At 65.6% G+C, this 17954-nt stretch carries 12 protein-coding genes; 6 read left to right on the forward strand and 6 right to left on the reverse strand.

The genetic code is table 11. The features are described 5' to 3' along the window. Positions 1 to 33: 33 nt before the first annotated feature. The gene (locus U1737_RS01685) at positions 34 to 198 is read right to left on the reverse strand and encodes a hypothetical protein (protein WP_167398800.1); all 165 of its coding nucleotides are present in this window, start codon (positions 196 to 198) and stop codon (positions 34 to 36) included. Between the two features lie 193 nt (positions 199 to 391). Here U1737_RS01685 and U1737_RS01690 point away from each other — a divergent pair, with 193 nt between their 5' ends. The 3 genes from U1737_RS01690 (at position 392) to U1737_RS01700 (ending at position 4694) form a co-directional block, all read left to right on the forward strand. Next, the gene (locus U1737_RS01690) at positions 392 to 1774 is read left to right on the forward strand and encodes a helix-turn-helix domain-containing protein (protein ID WP_332795348.1); all 1383 of its coding nucleotides are present in this window, start codon (positions 392 to 394) and stop codon (positions 1772 to 1774) included. A 481-nt stretch (positions 1775 to 2255) separates the two neighbouring features. Then, on the forward strand, positions 2256 to 3245 hold the full coding sequence (locus U1737_RS01695; RefSeq protein ID WP_248520910.1) for an SGNH/GDSL hydrolase family protein: 990 nt from the start codon (positions 2256 to 2258) through the stop codon (positions 3243 to 3245). 198 nt (positions 3246 to 3443) lie between these two features. After that, the gene (locus tag U1737_RS01700) at positions 3444 to 4694 is read left to right on the forward strand and encodes an NAD(P)/FAD-dependent oxidoreductase (protein WP_332795349.1); all 1251 of its coding nucleotides are present in this window, start codon (positions 3444 to 3446) and stop codon (positions 4692 to 4694) included. Between the two features lie 29 nt (positions 4695 to 4723). Here U1737_RS01700 and U1737_RS01705 read toward each other — a convergent pair whose 3' ends face one another. The 3 genes from U1737_RS01705 to U1737_RS01715 form a co-directional block, all read right to left on the reverse strand. Beyond that, positions 4724 to 6196: a glucoamylase family protein gene (locus U1737_RS01705; protein ID WP_332795350.1), complete on the reverse strand. Its 1473-nt coding sequence runs from the start codon at positions 6194 to 6196 to the stop codon at positions 4724 to 4726. Positions 6197 to 6269: 73 nt separating this feature from the next. Then, positions 6270 to 9350: a TonB-dependent receptor gene (locus U1737_RS01710; protein ID WP_332795351.1), complete on the reverse strand. Its 3081-nt coding sequence runs from the start codon at positions 9348 to 9350 to the stop codon at positions 6270 to 6272. Next, a complete protein-coding gene (locus tag U1737_RS01715; RefSeq protein ID WP_248520906.1) occupies positions 9347 to 10414 on the reverse strand; it encodes a LacI family DNA-binding transcriptional regulator in 1068 nt (355 codons plus the stop codon). Before U1737_RS01715 ends, U1737_RS01710 begins: the two co-directional genes overlap by 4 nt. 154 nt (positions 10415 to 10568) lie before the next feature. On the opposite strand from U1737_RS01715, the gene U1737_RS01720 reads away from it, so the two are divergent. Beyond that, the gene (locus tag U1737_RS01720; protein WP_332795352.1) at positions 10569 to 12875 is read left to right on the forward strand and encodes a glycoside hydrolase family 3 N-terminal domain-containing protein; all 2307 of its coding nucleotides are present in this window, start codon (positions 10569 to 10571) and stop codon (positions 12873 to 12875) included. On the opposite strand, the gene U1737_RS01725 is transcribed toward U1737_RS01720, so the two are convergent. After that, positions 12862 to 14181 (reverse strand): MFS transporter, encoded by a 1320-nt coding sequence (locus U1737_RS01725; RefSeq protein WP_332795353.1) that lies wholly within the window; start codon positions 14179 to 14181, stop codon positions 12862 to 12864. The genes U1737_RS01720 and U1737_RS01725 overlap by 14 nt on opposite strands. A 297-nt stretch (positions 14182 to 14478) precedes the next feature. Here U1737_RS01725 and U1737_RS01730 point away from each other — a divergent pair, with 297 nt between their 5' ends. Continuing rightward, positions 14479 to 14856, forward strand: a complete 378-nt coding sequence (locus U1737_RS01730) for a DUF3617 domain-containing protein (protein WP_332795631.1) — start codon at positions 14479 to 14481, stop codon at positions 14854 to 14856. A 112-nt stretch (positions 14857 to 14968) separates the two neighbouring features. Beyond that, complete coding sequence (locus tag U1737_RS01735; protein WP_332795354.1) at positions 14969 to 15886, forward strand: crotonase/enoyl-CoA hydratase family protein; 918 nt, start codon at positions 14969 to 14971, stop codon at positions 15884 to 15886. 39 nt (positions 15887 to 15925) lie between these two features. Here the strand turns inward: U1737_RS01735 and U1737_RS01740 are convergent, their stop codons facing one another. Continuing rightward, positions 15926 to 17824, reverse strand: a complete 1899-nt coding sequence (locus tag U1737_RS01740; protein ID WP_332795355.1) for a putative bifunctional diguanylate cyclase/phosphodiesterase — start codon at positions 17822 to 17824, stop codon at positions 15926 to 15928. Between the last annotated feature and the right edge of the window lie 130 nt (positions 17825 to 17954).

Raw genomic sequence — 17954 nt, forward strand, 5'->3', positions numbered from 1 at the left:
ACCTTTCCTCCCCAGGAAACTGCGTAAATCGTATCAGCCGAGCCGGCCGAGGCGGTGGTACAGCGCACTCATCCGCATCAGCCGCGCGTCGTCGATCGAGGTCTTGCTGATCATCTCGCCGAGCACTTCCTTCATCAGCGCGAAATCGTTGGTCGAGAAGACGGCGCGGGCGCGGGGTTGTTCGGTGGTGGTCTGCATGGCTTGCCTCCTTCGATGGCTCGTCTTGTCTCTCTCTTTACAGCGACTGCGTATCGAGAGAGGCGATACGCATTCAATAGCGAGCAACACCGGCGTGCTGGAAGGCGCGACCGCGTTACGCCAGCGTCGCGGTGTCCGCCGTCCTTGTATCTGAGCTGTCGACCTGTAAAGATCGTGACAGGAGGGCTTCAGGATGGCGGAACGGAAATTACTGGCGGGGCACGCGATCCGTCGTCTGCGGCGCGGCGCTGGGCTGACGCAGGCGGCGATGGCCGACATGCTGGCGATCAGCCCGAGCTACCTGAACCTGGTCGAGCGCAACCAGCGCCCGGTGTCGGCGACATTGCTGATCAAGCTGGCGGAGAGCTTCGACTTCGATCCGCGTTCGCTCACTGCGGCCGAGCCCGGCGGCGGCGCGGAGGCAATCCGGCGGCGGCTGGCTGACCCGATGTTCGCCGACCTAGAGATCGATCGCAACGAGGTCGAGGAATGGCTCGCCAGCGCGCCCGGCGGTGCGGCGGCGTTCGCGCGCGTGTTCGACCGGATCGGTGGGGGCGCGGTGGTCGAGGCGGGCGACGATCCGGTGACGCTCGTGCGCCGCGAGATCGAGCGCTGGCGCAATCACTTCGCCGATCTCGACGCGGCGGCCGAGGCGCTGGCGGACGAACTGCGGCTCGGCGCGGGCGACCTGTACGGCGCCATCGCCGAGCGACTGCGCGCGAAACACGGCCTGACGATCCGCGTGCTGCCGGCCGACGTGCTGCCGGACATGCTGCGCCGGCTCGACCTCCACGCGCGCCAGTTGCAGTTGAGCGAGATGCTCGACCCCGCGTCGCGGACGTTCGCGGTCGCCTTCCAGCTCGGCCAGATCGAGGCGAAGGCGGAGATCGATGCGCTCGCGAAGGGCGCAGGCTTCACCGATCGCGCCGCCGAGCGCCTCTATCGCCGTCACCTGCTCGGCTATTTCGCCGCAGCGCTGATGATGCCGTACGCCCGATTCCTGCGCGGGTGCGAGACGACAGGGTACGATATCGAGCTTCTGCAACGCCGGTTCGGTGCAGGCTTCGAACAGGTCGCGCACCGCTTGACGACGTTGCAGCGGGTGGGCGCGCGCGGGCTCCCGTTCTTCATGATCCGGATCGACCGCGCGGGACAGGCATCGAAGCGCTACCCCGGCGCAAGCGGCGCGGCGCTGGTCGAGGCGGTGGGGCGCTGTCCGTTGTGGCGGCTCCACCACGCGTTCGACCGGCCGGGCAGCCTGATGGTCCAGCTCGTCGAGTTGGAGGACGGCGCGCGCTGGCTGACGATGGCGCGGACGGTTACGCCGCAGGGCAGTCGCTTCGGCGCGGTCCATGCCGAGTTCGCGATCGGCCTGGGCGTGGCGGCATCGCAGGCCGGCGTGCTCGCGGCGGCGAGCGGTTTCGATCTGGCGGGAAGGGCGATGCCGATCGGCCTGGGTTGCCGCGCCTGCTTCCGCAACGACTGCCCGCAACGCTCGATCGCACCGGCGGGCCGTGCGCTGCTGATCAACGAACGCGAACGGAAAACGTCGGCGCTCACGTTTGCGGGGGACTGATACGCCGGCACGACGACGATCCCTTAACCGGCACCGGCAAAGCTTCGCGTTGGAGATTGCGCTACTTCGCGCTATGTCATGGCTGAGACTATCGAATTGGTAAGCAAACCCCATGCGTCTGATAAATATAGACTGGAGCTCGGATGCGGCTATATTTCTCATCGGTGTTTTTGTGCTGGTCGTCGTCGCCGTCATTCTACTTGAGAGAATGCGGTCGGGAGGACGATCCAAGGGCCGACGTTCGCTAAATAAATCGAACGATATCATAGATTAGGCGTTATCGGTCACATTGTGCGTTACAGGCGCCGGTTTTGTGGAAGTTTATTTGATACGCGCCCTTTTTCCTCCAACGATGAAATACTGTGGACGAATGCCGATCATGGGCGACCGCGGAATGCACTTGTGAGATCACCAAGGACACTGTCTCTACAATAATCACCCCGACATGATCGGCTGGACCGGGGCGAGCGGGGGAAGTGCAATGACGCGTGTTCTGGTGTTCGGGTTCAGCGTTACCGAAGAAACCGCAGGCTTCGTTCCGCTGGTAAAACGGGCGCTAGCCGGAGAGATCGCGGTCGACAGAAAGGCGGTCGGCGGTGCCGCCATCGCCGTAGTGCCCTATCTGGGCCGACTGCTACGCTACGACCGGTACGACTACGTCCTGTTCGAGATCGCCACCTGCCTGCGCTATGCCGAGGCCGATCCCGGGCGCTATGACACCGCGTTGGCAGAGATCGTCGCGCAGGTTCGGCAGGGCGGTGCGGTTCCGTGTTTCGTCAACCTGTTCCGTGGCCCGGTCGACTATCGAACCGATCGGCTCGTCCGATCGATTCGTGCGATCGCAGATAAAGAAGATCTGCCCTTGCTCGATCTGACCGACCGCATGGTCCAGGCCAAGGCGGAGGGGCGGCTGGCGGATTTTCTTCGCGACGGTACGCACACCACGCCGCTCGGTGCCGCCTGTTATGCCGACGAGATCGGCGCGTTCCTGCGGCAGGTCGTCCGGGACCGGCCTTGGGTCAATACGACCAACACCGTTTGCGAAGCCCGCTTCCGCTATATTCCCGCGACAAGTTTCGGTGCGGTGGCCGGCGTCCTGGAACGCAAGGGGGTGAAGCTTTCCTATGTCGAGCTGGCGGCGGGCGCCATGCTGCGCGGTACGCTGTCCGAGGAACTGACGTTTCGCGGGCTGCTGTTCGCGATGGGCCCGAGCACCGGCATCCTCGAGGTGGCATCCGGGGGCATGGCGCACAAGGCGACGGCCTATGACGAGTTCAGCTATTACCGGCGCTTTTCCTATTGGCTTCGCACCTTGCCGGAATCCCGTAACTTCATCGTCCGACAACTCGATCTCGAACCCAAGGCCGTCCTGCGAAAAGGAGACCGCCACAGCGGCCCGCGCGTCGGACAGATTGCCGGGATCCTCGCCGAAGCCGTCGGCGAGCAGGGCCCGGTCTGCCTGTCTGAGTGATGCCCGGCATGGTCGGCGGTGGCATCTTCGGCGGTTCGTGCGGTGTGATGCGGTGTGATGCGGTGGCCGATCCGCGCGACGCTCCGTTGACGATCGCAAGGCTTGGCAATAGCCAGCCTGACGAGGCCCCATCGCATCGACCGCCACCAGAGCCTGTGCCGCCAGGCTGGGGCCGAGATGCCATTGCTAGGATCGATCATGTCCCATTCTGATCGCTACGACGTCCTGATCGTCGGCGCGGGCCATGCCGGAGCGCAGGCGGCGATCGCGCTGCGCCAACGCGGGTTCGAGGGGACGATCGCGCTGCTCGGCGACGAGCCTTCGCTGCCCTATGAACGTCCGCCCCTGTCGAAAGACTATTTGGCCGGCGACAAGCCGTTCGAGCGTATCCTGCTGCGTCCCGCGGCGTTCTGGGCCGACCGCATGATCACGCTCCTGCCGGGGCATATGGTCGTTGCGGTCGATCCCGAGGCGCATCACGTGGTCACCGCCGAGGGGCTCACACTCCGATACGGCCAGTTGATCTGGGCGGCGGGAGGCGTGCCGCGGCGGTTGGCCTGCACCGGCTATGACACGACCGGCGTGCATAGCGTTCGCACGCGCGCCGATGTCGATCGGATGATCGCGGAAATGCCGATGGTCGACCGAGTCGTCGTGATCGGTGGTGGCTATATCGGGCTCGAGGCCGCGGCCGTGCTCACCAAGCTCGGCAAGCATGTCACGGTTCTCGAGGCGCAGGACCGCGTGCTCGCGCGCGTCACGGGCGAGGTGTTGTCACGGTTCTACGAGGCAGAACATCGCGCGCACGGCGTCGACCTGCGCACCGGCGTGGAAGTGGCGGGCATAGACGTAGCCGCCGGTAGGGCTTGCGGCGTCCGGCTCACCGACGGCTCCGTCGTGCCGTGTCAGATGGTCATCGTCGGGATCGGCATCATACCCGCGGTCGCCCCCCTGCTCGCTGCCGGGGCCGAGGGCGGCAATGGCGTGCATGTCGACGATCAGTGCCGCACGACGCTGGCCGATATCTTCGCGATCGGCGACTGTGCCGCGCATGTCAACGCGTTTGCCGAGGGGCACGTGATCCGCCTGGAATCGGTGCAGAACGCCAATGACCAGGCGACCACCGTCGCGAAATTGCTGACCGGTACGCCCGAGCCCTATCATGCGGTGCCCTGGTTCTGGTCCAATCAATATGATCTGAAGCTCCAGACCGTCGGTCTGTCCTCGGGGTACGACGACGCGGTGCTGCGCGGCGATCCGGAAAGTCGCAGCTTCTCGCTCGTCTATCTCAAGCACGGACGGGTTATCGCGCTGGACTGCGTCAACCGGGTACGGGATTACGTGCAGGGTCGTGCGCTGGTCGCCGGATCGATCCCTGTCGATCCGGCGGTGCTCGCGGATCCATCGATCGAACTCAAGACGCTGGCGCTTGCTGCTGTCGGCACCTGAAGGCTGGGTTGGGAGCGGATGCCCTAGAATCAGGCCAACCAACCTCCCGTGAAACCAGCACGTTGCAGGCCGCGGCGGATGTGCGGGTTGCGCTTCATCGTTTTCCAGACCAGCCCGGTGCGCCAGTTCTCCATCATCACCACGATCGGCCCCTGATCGATGCCGATATAATCGTCGTCGACCCACCCTGCGCCGGGAATGATACGACCGTGCTTCAACGGCTGCGTCGTGGCGGTCAGCGTCGGATTGAACGCGTCGAGAAAGCCGTATTTGCCATAGATGTTGGCGCCATAGCGTTCGTGCATCGCCTCGATCGCCTGGCGTGAGAGCTCCGGCTCGAACGCGAACGACGCGGCGGCCGCGGTCGGTGCGATCGTGCCGTCGTCGCGGTCACCGGGGCCCCGCGCGGAATAGCTGAAGAGCTCGCGCTTGCGACCGCCGATAGTGGCGGTGAAGTCGCCTGGCCCGTCGCTCGCGGTCAGCCCCCAGACATCGGCGCCATAGCCCGTCCACCCGCCCGGATTGGCGATCGCATAGGCGCGCTGCGCCCGCACCGCACGGCGGCTGTTCTCGAAATAATCGATGCCTTTGGTCGCGATGTAGCGGTCGCGGATGTCGCGGAAGTCGATCCAGCAATGGCTGTACTGGTGGACGAACATCGGCCCGAAATGAATATACGGCTCGCCGCCCCAGCGATCGGTCCACTGCGCGCCGAAGCGGCTGGTCCAGGCATCCCAGGTCTGCGGCGGCAGCGCGTGCGTGGGCGAGCCGATCGCCAGGATGTAGAGCAGCATCGCCTCGTTGTAGATGTTCCAGTCGTGCGGGATGAACCCGCTTTCGGGATGCCAGCCCATCGCCATGAACGGCGGGCGCGGCACGATCCAGGCCCAGTCGACCGCGGCATATAGCTGCTCCGCCAGCGCGCGGATCCGCACCTCGTCGGGGTGGTCGGAGTCGAACCAGCTCTGGGAGAACAACACGCCGCCCATCAGCAGCGCCGTGTCGACCGTCGACAGTTCGGCACGGGCGAAGCGGTGGCCCTTGGTGGTGCCGAGGAAGTGATAGAACAGGCCGTGAAAGCCGCTGTCGTCGTTCTGGCTGTCGCCCTGCGGCGCCGCGGCGAAGAATTGCAGCGTCGTCAGGGTCCGGGTGCGCGCCTGATCCCGCGTGATCCAGCCATTCTCGACCCCGATCGGATAGGCGGTGAGCGCGAACCCGACCGCGGCGATCGACGCGAAGGACGGTGTCGGCCCGCGATCGGGGGTGAGGCCGGTCGCCGGATCGGTGGTGTCCCAGAAATAATAGAAACTGCGTTCGTGCAGATTGGCGATCAACGGGGTCGGCATCGGCCGCCCCGTCGAGGTGCCCGTATTGGCGGTGAGGTCCGCTCCGCCGGCAGGATCCGCGGTGCCGGGCCGGGGAAGGGGCGGGACGGCGCAACCGGCCATCAGTCCAGCCAGGCCAAGTGCGCTGGTACCCAGCATGTGCCTGCGATCGATCATGATGTCCTTCGGGTACTGATACGCTGAGACGATGCGGGACACGGCTTGGCCGCATCCCGCAAAACGGAGTTTATTAGAACGAGAAGCCGGCCGACAGCTTGATGGTACGCGGCGCGTTGCCGCCCGTGCTGTAGGTCGAACGCCTGCCATAGTTCGGATCGAGCGGACTGTTGTTGAAGTCCGTGTAGTTGCGATCGTTCATCACGTTCAGGATATCGAGCCGCATGCGGATCCTGGTCTGGTCGGTGATGAAACCGAGCGGGACATATTTGGTGAACGCGAAATCCAGCTGTCGGCGTCCCCAGAGATCGCCGAGGCCATCCGCCTCCCGCCCGACCAGCGTCCGCGAGAACGGATCCGAATTGTCGATGAACGACTTCAGATAGATCGGCGATTCGATCTGGAACTTGCTCGAGATCGTCACGCCGATCGGCGTGTCGACGCTGCCCGCGATCACGAACCGGTGGCGCGGCACGCCCGACGAGCGGAGCGTCGGATAATTCGAGAGCTGCGCGTAATCGAGCGAATAGGTCTCGCCGAACTGCCGGTTCTCGTCCGCCTGCGTGTAGGTGTAAGTCGCGTCGATGCTCCACGGCGAGGCCGCCGAATAGGTCTTGGTCAGCTTGAAATAGACCGCGTCGGAATTGGTCTTGAGGCCATTGGTGCCGAGGATGATCGAGCCATAGCCATTGGGCGAGAACGAGAAGGGCGACTGGGGTACGTCCGACACGCTGGCGGGATCGTTGAAGAAGAAGCTCCCGTCCGGGCGGCGATTGCCGAGCAGGAACGCGAACCCGTCGTTGCTCTCGATATGCGTGAAGCCCACCTCGAGCTCGACCGGCGAGAAGCGTCCGCGCAGGCCGAGGCTGAACTGGTCCGAATAGGGCAGCTTCAGGTCGTTGTTCATCATGACGATCGCGCGCCCGCCGCCGGTCGCCGAATTGGCCAGCTGCTGGCGTCCGGCCTCGGTCAGGTAGGACGGGTCCCACGCGATACAGGTCTGGCTCGGCACGCACGGGTTGAGCGAATCGTTGCCGATGAAGTTGAACGTGCGGACCTGGTATGCGCCCTGGCTGACCTCCTGTTGGAGGAAGTCGAACTGGTTGCGGTCATACGACCGGCCATAGCCACCGAACATCGAGAACCGCCCTGCGTCGTCGAAGCGATAGGTGAAGCCGAGCCGCGGCTGCCACGCGCCCTTGAACGCCTTCCGGTTGTTGCCGGTCGAGATATAGTCGTTGATGTCGTAATCGGCGTTGACGAGGTTGGGATAGTTGGCGGGCGATACCGCCGTGATGTTCTCCGCCGAGGTGACATAGTCCAGATACGCCGGGGTCCGCTCGTAATCCCAGCGCAGGCCAAGGTTGAGCGTCAGGTGGCTGGTGACGTCCCAATCGTCCTGTGCGTAGAAGCCGATCTGGAAATTTTTCGACCGGACGCCGGGGTTGCCCGAACCGACCGGCGCTCCGAACTGGAGCTGATAGGGCAGCGTATCATTGAACGCGACGCCGGGGATCGCATTGACGTCATAAGTGTATTGCGGGTTGGTCAGGTTCTGCTCGAGCGTGTTGAGCTTCACCCATTTGCCCTTGGCACCGACCTTGATCGTGTGGCCCTGAAGGCCGGTGAAGGTGAAGTCGTCCTGGACGGTCCAGCCCTTCTGGCCCTTGGTCTGGAAGTTACCGCCGGCGCCGGCGCGGAGCAGGTCGGTGCGCTGCGTGCCGTTGCCGATCCGCTGCGTCGCCTGGAAGAACTGCGTGATGCCGTCGGTCGCGGGGGTCGGCGAGAAGACCACGTCCTCATACGACACGCGCGCGTCGTTGATCCACTGGTTGCCGGTATGCTGCCACCGCAGCAGGCCGCGCTTGTCGACCACCTTGTTCAGCGTCGACGTGCTGGCGGCATTAATGCCGGTCGCGTTCTGGAGGCCAGATTCGTTGCGATACTTGCCCGACAGTTCGATCAGGTCGTTGTCGGTCGGCACGATATCGATCTTGCCGAAGTAGAGGTCTTCCTTGAAGTTCTGCGCAAAGGTGCCGAAGTTATCCTGGTACTGGGCCGGGATCGACGAGATCGGGTAGCCATTCTCGGGTCGCACATCGTACGGGCTGGAGATGCGCTTGCCTTCATAGGTGAAGAAGAAGTGCGCCTTGTCCTTGATGATCGGGCCACCGAGCGCCGCACCGAACTGCTTGTTGCTGGTGTCGACCTTGGGAATCGTGGTCGGAAAGATCTCGCTCGGCCGACGATCGCGCAGGTTCTGGTTGGTGAAGTCGAAAAAGCCTTCGCCGTGGAACTGGTTCGTGCCCGACTTGGTCACCGCGGTGATCGCGACCGAGCTGACCTGGTCGAACTCCGCCTTGTAGTTCGACGAGAGCACCTGATACTCGCCGATGCCGAGCTGTGGGAACGGGTTGCCGGGCGACGAATCCTGGCCGGTGATGCCGTTCTTCAGGACATAGTCCTTCTGGCTGACGCCATCGATGAACACGTTGACGGTGCGGCTGTCCTGGCCGCCGCCCTGGATGCGCGACGCGCCGCTGGCGTCCTCGATGAACCGCACGCCCGGTGCCAGATCGGCGAAGGCGAGGAAGTTGCGGTTGTTCTGCGGCAACTGCTCGATCAGGCGCGACGAGATGACGCTGCCGACCTGCCCGCCCGACAGCGAGCGGATGCGGTTGCCCGTGACGACGATCTCATCGCCGGCTGTGGCGCCGGTTTCCGCCGTCCCAGCGGCGGGCGTGTCGCCGGACGTGGTCTCACCGGCCGCATCGCCCGCCGCAGGAGCAGGGGCAGGGGCTGGCGTACCCGTCGCAGCGAGATCCAAGTCGAGCCCGGCCGACTGGCCGACGCGCAGCGTGAACGCGTCCGAGTTGCGCGTGCCGTTTTTCTGCTTGATCTCGAGCCGATAGGTGCCCGCGCGCAGCGACGCGAAGTTGTACGCGCCGCCAGCTTCGGCCGGCACGGTGCGCCGCAAGCCCGTGGAAATCTCGATCGCGGTGACCTCGACGACCGGATTGTCGGCGGGTGCGGTGATCGTGCCGCGCAGCGATGCCTGGCCGACCTGTGCGACTGCCGGCGTCGGCGCAAACAGCAGCCCGCTCGACAGCGCGGTCAGCGAGACGACCGCCGCGCGCAACATCATCTTGGTCATTCTAGTTCCCCTTTTCCCGATTGTTCGGGTTTGTTGTTGTGGACGTTGGAAAGATTTTGGCCGGGCTGGACGGCTCGCGCCGGGCCGGTGGACTCGCGCACCATCACGATCGGCACGCGCTGCTCGACGCCGCCGTCGTCGTCGCCCGCGATCGCGTTCACTAGCCGCGCGACCGCACTGGCGCCGAAGCTCGCGATGTCGATGCTCGCCGAGGTCAGCGACGGCGAGATGAGGCGGGTGAGGGGGATGTCGTCGAAGCCGCAGATCGCGACCTGATCGGGCACCGCGACGCCGGCGCGCTTGAGCACCATCATCGCGCCGATCGCCATCATGTCGTTGGCGGCGAAGATCGCGTCGAACGCCGCACCCTCGTCGATCAGGGTCATGGCGGCGGCGGCGCCGGACGGTTCCTTGAAGTCGCCGGGCAGCACGCGCAGCGACACGCCGGCGCGGGCGCACGCGTCCTGCGCGCCGCGCAGGCGCTCGTCGGCATCGATGTTGCCCGCAGGCCCGGCGACGTGGACTAGCCGCCGCCGGCCGGTCGCGATCAGATGCTCGACCAATGCCGACGCTCCGGCAACATTGTCGATGCGCAATTCGGTGCGACCCGATTGTCCCGGCGCGCAGTTCACCAAGACCGCGGGCATGCCGCGCGGTAGATGCACCAGCAGTTCGTCCGCCGACACCTGTGGCGCCATCACCACCAAACCGTCGACCCGACCGCGCATCGCGTGCAGTGCCGCGACGCCGCGCTGCGCATCGCCGTGCATCACCATCATCATGCAATACAGGCCGCGCTCGGATGCCTCGCGGTCCATCCCGCGCAACAGTTCGGAAAAGAACTCGCCGTGCAGGTCGGGCACCACGACGCCGATCATCCCCGACTTCGCCGAGCTCAGATGGCGCGCCGCGGCGTGGGGGACATAACCAAGCCGCAACGCGACGCTCTCGATGTGCTCCCGCACTTCGGGGCGCACGTTGCTGTGTCCGTTCAGTGCGCGCGACACCGTCGCCACCGACACCGCGGCTTCGCGGGCGATATCACGGACAGTAGCATGCGGCATGAAGCGTCAGGACCCTCTCTGGCGCCGATCTGCGTGTCGCGATCAGCATCTTGTTCTTGATGTAACCGGTTACATGATCCAGAAGCAGGGATCAAGAACCTTGCGACGATCGTCCTTCCGGGTGATCGCGACAGGCATGGACAGGGGTGAGTGGATGACGGCGGCAGTTTCGGAACGGATGATTTCACGACGGGCGATGATGATGGGCGCGGCCGCGGTGACGGCCTGGACGGCGAGTCCCGCGCGCGCACTGCTCCAGCAGGCGAGTGGCGGCATGGCGGCATTGCCCGCCTCGGTCGAGGCGCTGATCGGACGGATGACGGTCGTCGAAAAAGCCGGCCAGCTGACGCTGATGGCCGCGGCCTGGGCAGGCGGCGCGGCGACCTCGCTCAACCCGGCGGGTGGTTCGTCCAGCTTCGACGGACAATTGGCGGAGGTGCGCGGCGGCCTGCTCGGCGGTGTTTTCAACGGTAACGGCGCGGTCATGGCCAAGCGGATGCAGACGACTGCGATGCGCGAATCGCGGCTGAAGATTCCGCTGCTGTTCGCGGCCGACGTCATCCACGGGTTGCGGACCGTGTTCCCGGTACCGCTGGCCGAGGCTGCGAGCTTCGATCCGGAACTCGCCCGGCGCACCGCGCGGGCGGCGGGGGCGGAGGCTGCTGCGTCGGGGATCGACTGGACCTTCGCGCCGATGGTCGACATCGCCCATGACGCGCGCTGGGGTCGCGGCGTCGAGGGTGCGGGCGAGGACGTCCTGCTCGGCCGGCTGATGGCGGCCGCCCGCGTGCGAGGCTTCCAGGGCGAGCGCGGTCTCGCGGCCCCCGATGCGGTCGCGTCCTGCGCCAAGCATTTCGCGGCCTATGGCGCGGCCGAGGCGGGGCTCGACTACAACTCGGTCGACATCTCCGAACGCACGCTGCGCGAAACGTATTTCCCGCCGTTCCAGTCGGCCTTCGCGGCGGGCTCACCGACCGTCATGGCCTCGTTCAACGAGATCAACGGCGTCCCCGCCACTGCCAACCCCTGGCTGCTCACCGACGTGCTGCGCCGCGAATGGGGTTTCGGCGGGCTGGTCGTGTCCGATTACACCGGGGACGAGGAGCTGATCGCGCACGGCTTCGCCGCCGACGCACGCGAGGCGACCAAGCTCGCCTTCATGGCCGGCGTCGACATGAGCATGCAGAGCGGGTTCTACCTCAAACACCTGCCCGATCTGGTCGCGGCGGGCGAGGTCGCGATGGCGCGGCTCGACGAGGCGGTGCGCCGCGTGCTCGCGCTGAAAGTGCAACTCGGGCTGTTCGACGATCCGTTCCGCCGGATCGACCCCCGCCGCGAGAAGACCCGCATCCGCACGCGCGAAAACCTGGCGCTCGCGCGCGAGGCTGGTGCGAAGTCGATCGTCCTGCTCAAGAACGACGGCGATCTCCTGCCATTGCCACGCGCAGGCAAGCGGATCGCGTTGATCGGTCCGTTCGCGGCAGGGCAGCACGACCTGATCGGCCCTTGGAACGTCTATGGTACCGACGCGGAGGCGGTCGACCTAGCGACCGGCGTCCGTGCGACCGTCGCCGATCCGTCGCTCGTCAGTGTCGCGCTCGGCTCGGGTGTCGACGAACCGCTGGCCGGCGGAATTTCGGCGGCCGTCGCGGCCGCGCAGGCTGCCGATATCGTCGTGTTGGCGGTCGGCGAGAGCCAGCGCATGTCGGGCGAGGCGCAGTCGCGCGTCGATATCGTCATTCCGCCTGCGCAGATGGCGCTGGTCGAGGCGGTCGCGGCGACCGGGAAGCCGATCGTAGTCCTGCTCCGCACCGGTCGCGCGCTGGCGTTGCGTGGCGCCGTGCTAGACGCTTCCGCGATCCTCGTGACCTGGTTCCTCGGGTCGCAGGATGGACCGGCGATCGCGGATGTGCTGTTCGGCAGGATCGGTCCCTCCGCGCGCCTGCCGGTGTCGTTTCCGCACGCGACGGGCCAAGAGCCCTATCATTACGATCACAAGAGCACCGGCCGTCCCAACCCGCCGGGGCCGCTCGCCGAATACAAGGCGCATTACCGCGAGTTCGCCAACGACGCGCTGTTCCCGTTCGGCCACGGCCTGACCTATGGCGCGATCGATTATGCCGGACTCGATCTCGGCACCGGCCAGATGACGGGCGACGACACGCTCACCGTGCGCGCGACGATCGCCAACACCGGCAAGCATGCCGCGGAGGAAACCGTCCAGCTCTACATCCGCGATCTCGCCGCCAGCATCACCCGGCCGGTGCGCGAACTGAAGGCGTTCCGGAAGATCGCGCTCAAGCCCGGCGAGCGTCAGGTCGTGACGTTCACGCTGCGCAAGGCCGACCTGATGTACGTCGGTCGCGACCTCAAGCCGACCGTCGAGCCCGGCCGGTTCCAGATCTGGATCGCTCCCTCGGCGCAGGCCGAAGGCGTCTCGGGCGAGTTCACGCTCGCCTGACGGTTTCCAGCGTATCGCGGCGAAGCGGGATGGCGACCACCGCCGCCAGCATCGCCGCGATCAGCAGAGCCGGCCCCGCCAGCATCAGCCAGCGGATCGCGTACAGGCTGTCGGCGCCCTGGGCGGCCCCGGCGACGAAGCCGTTCGCCTGATACACCGCGCCGATCGCGAACCCGGCCCCGGCCAGCGCGACCTTCTGCACCAGCGCGAAAGTGCCGAAGGCGAGCGCCTCGACGCGCGTGCCGCTCTGCGCTTCGCCCCAGTCGACCGCGTCCGGCAACAGCGTCCACGCCGCCAGCGCAAACCCGACGAACGTCGCCTGCATCGCCAGCAGGAATGCGGTGGTTGCCACGGTCCCAGGGGCAATCGCGAGAGCAAACCCGGCGGGCAACACCAGCGCCAGCGCGCCCGCACCGATCCAGGCCGCGCGGGCGCCACGAGCACGGGCAAGCGCCGTCCAGACCGGTACCGCGACAAGGCTGGCAAGGGCCATGCCTGCCAGCGCACGGGGGCCACCGGGCGTGTCGAGCAGGACGTAGCGAAAGAAATACAGCACCGATTGGGTGGTCAGCGCGGTCGCCGCGCCGCCCAGCGCGGCGGCGATGTTGAGCGCGACGAACGCCCGATTGCGCGCGAGTGCTGCGAGGCCTGCGCGGATAGCGGGACGATCGCCAGACCGGGCAGGGGCAATCGGTTCGGGAACGCGCCACGCCAGTATCGCGAGCAAGGGTATGCCGACCGCGGCGAGCAACGCCGTTGCGGGGCCGTAGCCGCCAGTCGCCGTCACCAGCCTGGGCAGCGCGATCGCCACCAACGCCGCGGCGGCCGCGCCGAAGCCCATACGCCACCCCGCGATCAGCGACCGTTCCCGACTGGTCTGCGCCACGCGCGTCGTCCACGCCGCGTATGGAATGTTGGTGAACGCATAGATCGTCCTGAACACGATCTGCGTTGCCAGCGCCCACTGCGCCGCTCCCGCCGGCACTGCGAACATCGCCACGAACGCCACGCCCAGCGGCAACGCACCCCATCCAACCAGCCGACGATACGAAAGCCGCATCCGCTCCGCCGCAGCCCCTGCAAGAAAATCGGCGGCACCATCCCAGATCGCCCCGAGCATGAAGATCAGCCCGGCGGTGGCCGGCGCCAACGCCAGCGCGTCCATGTAGAAGAACAACAGATACAGGCTGATTGCCTGCCAATAGAGATTGAACGCGAAATCTCCTGCGCTGAACAGCACCAGCGTGGCGTTCGGCGTCGTCGAACTAGGACGGTCGGCGCGGTGGTCGGGCGTCAGAAGCGGCACGTCATTCCCTGCGATCCATTCCGCGCACCCGGTTTCCGGCTGCGTAGCGCAGGCAGGGGGCCGATAACAGGACCGCGACCTGTCGGCATCGGCAACAGACCGCGAACCGGCGTCGGTCTGGCCCGGTCTGGAGCATTTTCGCGGCTTGCCGGCGCCAGCGCGACGATAACCGGTATGATCCGGACTGGCATCCTGAAAGATCGCCCTATAAACAGGGACATGTCCTTATTTCATGTTCCCAGATCTATCGTGCTCGCGCTCGCTTTGGCGCCGTCCGTTGCGACCGCGAACGGTCCCATGCTCGCGGCCGGGCGATGGGATGTGACCTCCACCGTTGCCGACATCTCCATTCCCGGCGCGCCAGGCTTTATCGTGCGGATGATGCGCGGCAAATCGAAGGCCGAGCATAAGCGCTTGCCGGCGGCGCAGGGTGTCGAGGCGTTGCTGGTCCCCGATCCAAAGGCACGGTGCCGAGTCGATAGCCAGCGGATTGCCGGCGGTCGTTACACCCAGGCGCTCACCTGCCCGCAAAAGCGCGGCGAGCCGATGCATATCGCGCGGGACGGCACGTATGACGGTAGCGGCTTTGTCGGGCAGGCCACCGTCACCGGTACGACGCCCAAGGGTGCCATGCGGATCGTCCTAAACCAGCGTGCCGCGCGCGTCGGCGACTAGAGTCCCCAGCGACATTTTTTCCGGGTCGCGGCATAGCGTGATCGGTCCTGCGTCAAGATCAAACTAGACTTCTGCGGCAGCACTGTTGCTGCGTGTGCAGAAGGACGTCGTAATGACTCTCGAATATTCCCCCTCAGTGTCGACCGACCGAGACGAAACGTCCCACCGGCCCGTCGAATTGCGGACCACCCCGCGGCGACCGTTCGAGGCGATCGATCTGGAGTCGCAGTTCGATCCCGCCACCGACACCCTATGGACCTATATGTGCCAGCGCAGCCGACCCAGTTTCAATCCGGGGTTGTTGGCGGAATTTCGACAGTGGCAGGACGACATCGTCGCCGCGCAGTCTTCGGGATCGATGCCGATCCGTTATGTCGTGCTGGGGTCGCGGTTTCCCGGCGTCTTTTCGCTGGGCGGCGATCTGGACCTGTTCGCGGCGCATATCCGCAAGGGCGATCGTGGCGCGCTGGTTCGGTATGGTCGCGCCTGCGTCGAGATCCTGCACCGTAACATGCGCAGCCTGGACCGACCGATCATCACGATCGGGCTGGTCGAAGGCGATGCGCTCGGCGGTGGCTTCGAAGCGCTGCTGTCGTTCAACGTCGTCATTGCCGAACGCGGCACGCAATTCGGGTTGCCCGAGACCAATTTCGGCCTGTTTCCGGGGATGGGCGCGCACTGCTTCCTGTCCCGCAGGCTCGGCGCGGCCCGGGCGGAACACATGATCCTCAGCGGGCGCTCCTATAGTGCCGAGGACCTGTACGATCTCGGCATCGTCCACGCGCTCGCCGATCCCGGCAAGGGACGCGCAGAGGTCGAGAGCTATATCCGTCAGAACCGGCGGCGCCATAGCGGCCATTGCGCGATCTACGAAGCCTCGCGGTCGGTCAATCCACTGCCGTTGTCCGAACTTCAGGCGGTCGTCGACCTGTGGGCCGATGCGGCGTTGCGGCTTAGCGAGGCGGACCTGAAGCTGATGCGCCGACTGGTCGGGGCGCAGACCAGGTTGCTGGACAAGATGGCGGCATGATCGCCCCGTTCATGATCCGGCCGCTCCTGATCCGGCCGTTCATGATCGCACTTGTGCTTTGATGGGTGTCCCGGCGAGCATGGTCGCGACCATGTTCGCCGGCATCGGCCGCGCCAGAAGAAAGCCCTGCACCGCGTCGCAGCGCGTCCGGCGCAACTGATCCAGCTGCGCTTGGGTCTCGATACCCTCGGCAACCGTCCGCATGCCGAGTTTCGCCGCCAGATCGATGACGGTCTGCACGATCGCGACCGAGGCCGGGCTCTGCTCGAGATCGGCGATGAACGACCGGTCGATCTTCAGCGTCTGGAATGGAAATTTGGTCAGGTAGCTGAGCGAGGAATAGCCGGTGCCGAAATCGTCGAGCGTCGTGCGGACGTGAAGGCGATTGATCGCATCCAGTGCCGCCAGCGATGCTTCGATGTCGTCGAGCAGGACCGACTCGGTCACTTCCAGTTCCAGCCGTTCCGGATCGAGGTTGCTGGAGGCCAACGCGCTCATGATGACCATGGGCAGATTGGCGGATCGCAACTGGATCGGCGACAGGTTGACCGCGATCTTGACCTCGGACGGCCATGTGCTCGCGGTTCGACAGGCTTCGCGGATCACCCAGCTGCCGATCGGTACGATCAGGCCGTTGTCTTCGGCGATCGGGATGAATTCGGCTGGCGAGATCGCACCATGGCGGCGATTGGTCCAGCGTAGCAGCGTCTCGCACGACAGCACTTGTTGGCCGGCCAGATCGAATATCGGCTGGTACATCAAATGGAATTCACCGCGTTCCAGGGCACCTTGCATCTCGCTCGCGAGATCGCGGCTGCGCTCGACCTTCTCGTCCATCAGCGGCTCGTAGAAACACATTTGTCCGCGCCCGCTGTCCTTCGCCCGGTACAGCGCGAGATCGGCGTTTTTCAGCAGGGTATCGGCGTCCGCGCCATCCACCGGCGCGATCGCGATGCCCAGCGATGCCCCGACATGCAGCAGCCGTCCGTCATGGTGGACCGGCCGCTCCACCAAATCGATGATCCGGCGGCCGATCGTCGTCGCGTCGGCCCGGTGCTCGACCTCGCAGACGACCGCGAACTCATCGCCGCCCAGCCTTGCGACGATACCCGTGCTTCCGAAATTCTCGTTCAGCCTGTGTGCGACTCCGGCGAGCAGCGCGTTGCCCGCAAGATGCCCGAACGAATCGTTGATCTCCTTGAAGCGATCCAGGTCGATCCAGTGGATCGTCAGCCACCGCTCAGTTCGCGACAGCGCTCTCAGGCGCGCTTCGAACTGTTCGCGAAACGCGGTTCGATTGGCAACGCCGGTCAGGTCGTCGCGGCGCGCGACCGCGGCATGATATTCGGCCAGCGCCGCCTTCTCGCGCGAGACCGTGGTCGCCTTCAGGATCACGCCGTACGTCTGCAACGTGATGTCCATCATGGCCACGACGAACAACATGATCACCACCGCCAGCGTGATCTTCAGCGGATCGAGCGACACGATCAGGCCAACCGCGAGCGGGAGCGAGGCGAAGCACAATTGGGACAGCGCGATCCAGGGCCTACCGGCGTTTCGTCCCGCGATCCCGGCCGCGTATCCGATCGTCGTCGTCACTGCGAGCAATTGGAGAACTGCGGTGTCGGTGTTCACCAGGGTCAGAAGCCCGAACACACCGAGCAACGCCGAGTAACACAACGCGCCGAGCCGGTAGAGCATTTCCTGTCGACCCGGCGTGGTCCGCGCGGATGCGCCGCTGCGTTCCGACCGCGGCCATATCCCGATCGCATCGCAAACCCGCACCCCGGCGACGACCGCAATCGCCGCTGCGCACAGCATCATCGACCGACGGCCGCTGGCGAGCGCCACGATGCCCATGACCCCGCTGGAGGTCAGCGCACCGATCACCAGCGATTGGGGGGACGCATACAGTGATCCGACAAGGGTCTCACGCACCGATGCAGCGATTGCGTGATCGGAATGCCGAAGCTGCCTCAGGCGGGATATCAGACCAGTCATCCGTAGTGCCATGAAGCGCATAGATGTAAAAGCAACGAACAAAATCCTCTAACCCGGTCAAACTGCC

It is taken from the genome of Sphingomonas fucosidasi (assembly GCF_036663855.1).
In the GTDB taxonomy this organism is placed as follows: domain Bacteria; phylum Pseudomonadota; class Alphaproteobacteria; order Sphingomonadales; family Sphingomonadaceae; genus Sphingomonas; species Sphingomonas faeni_B.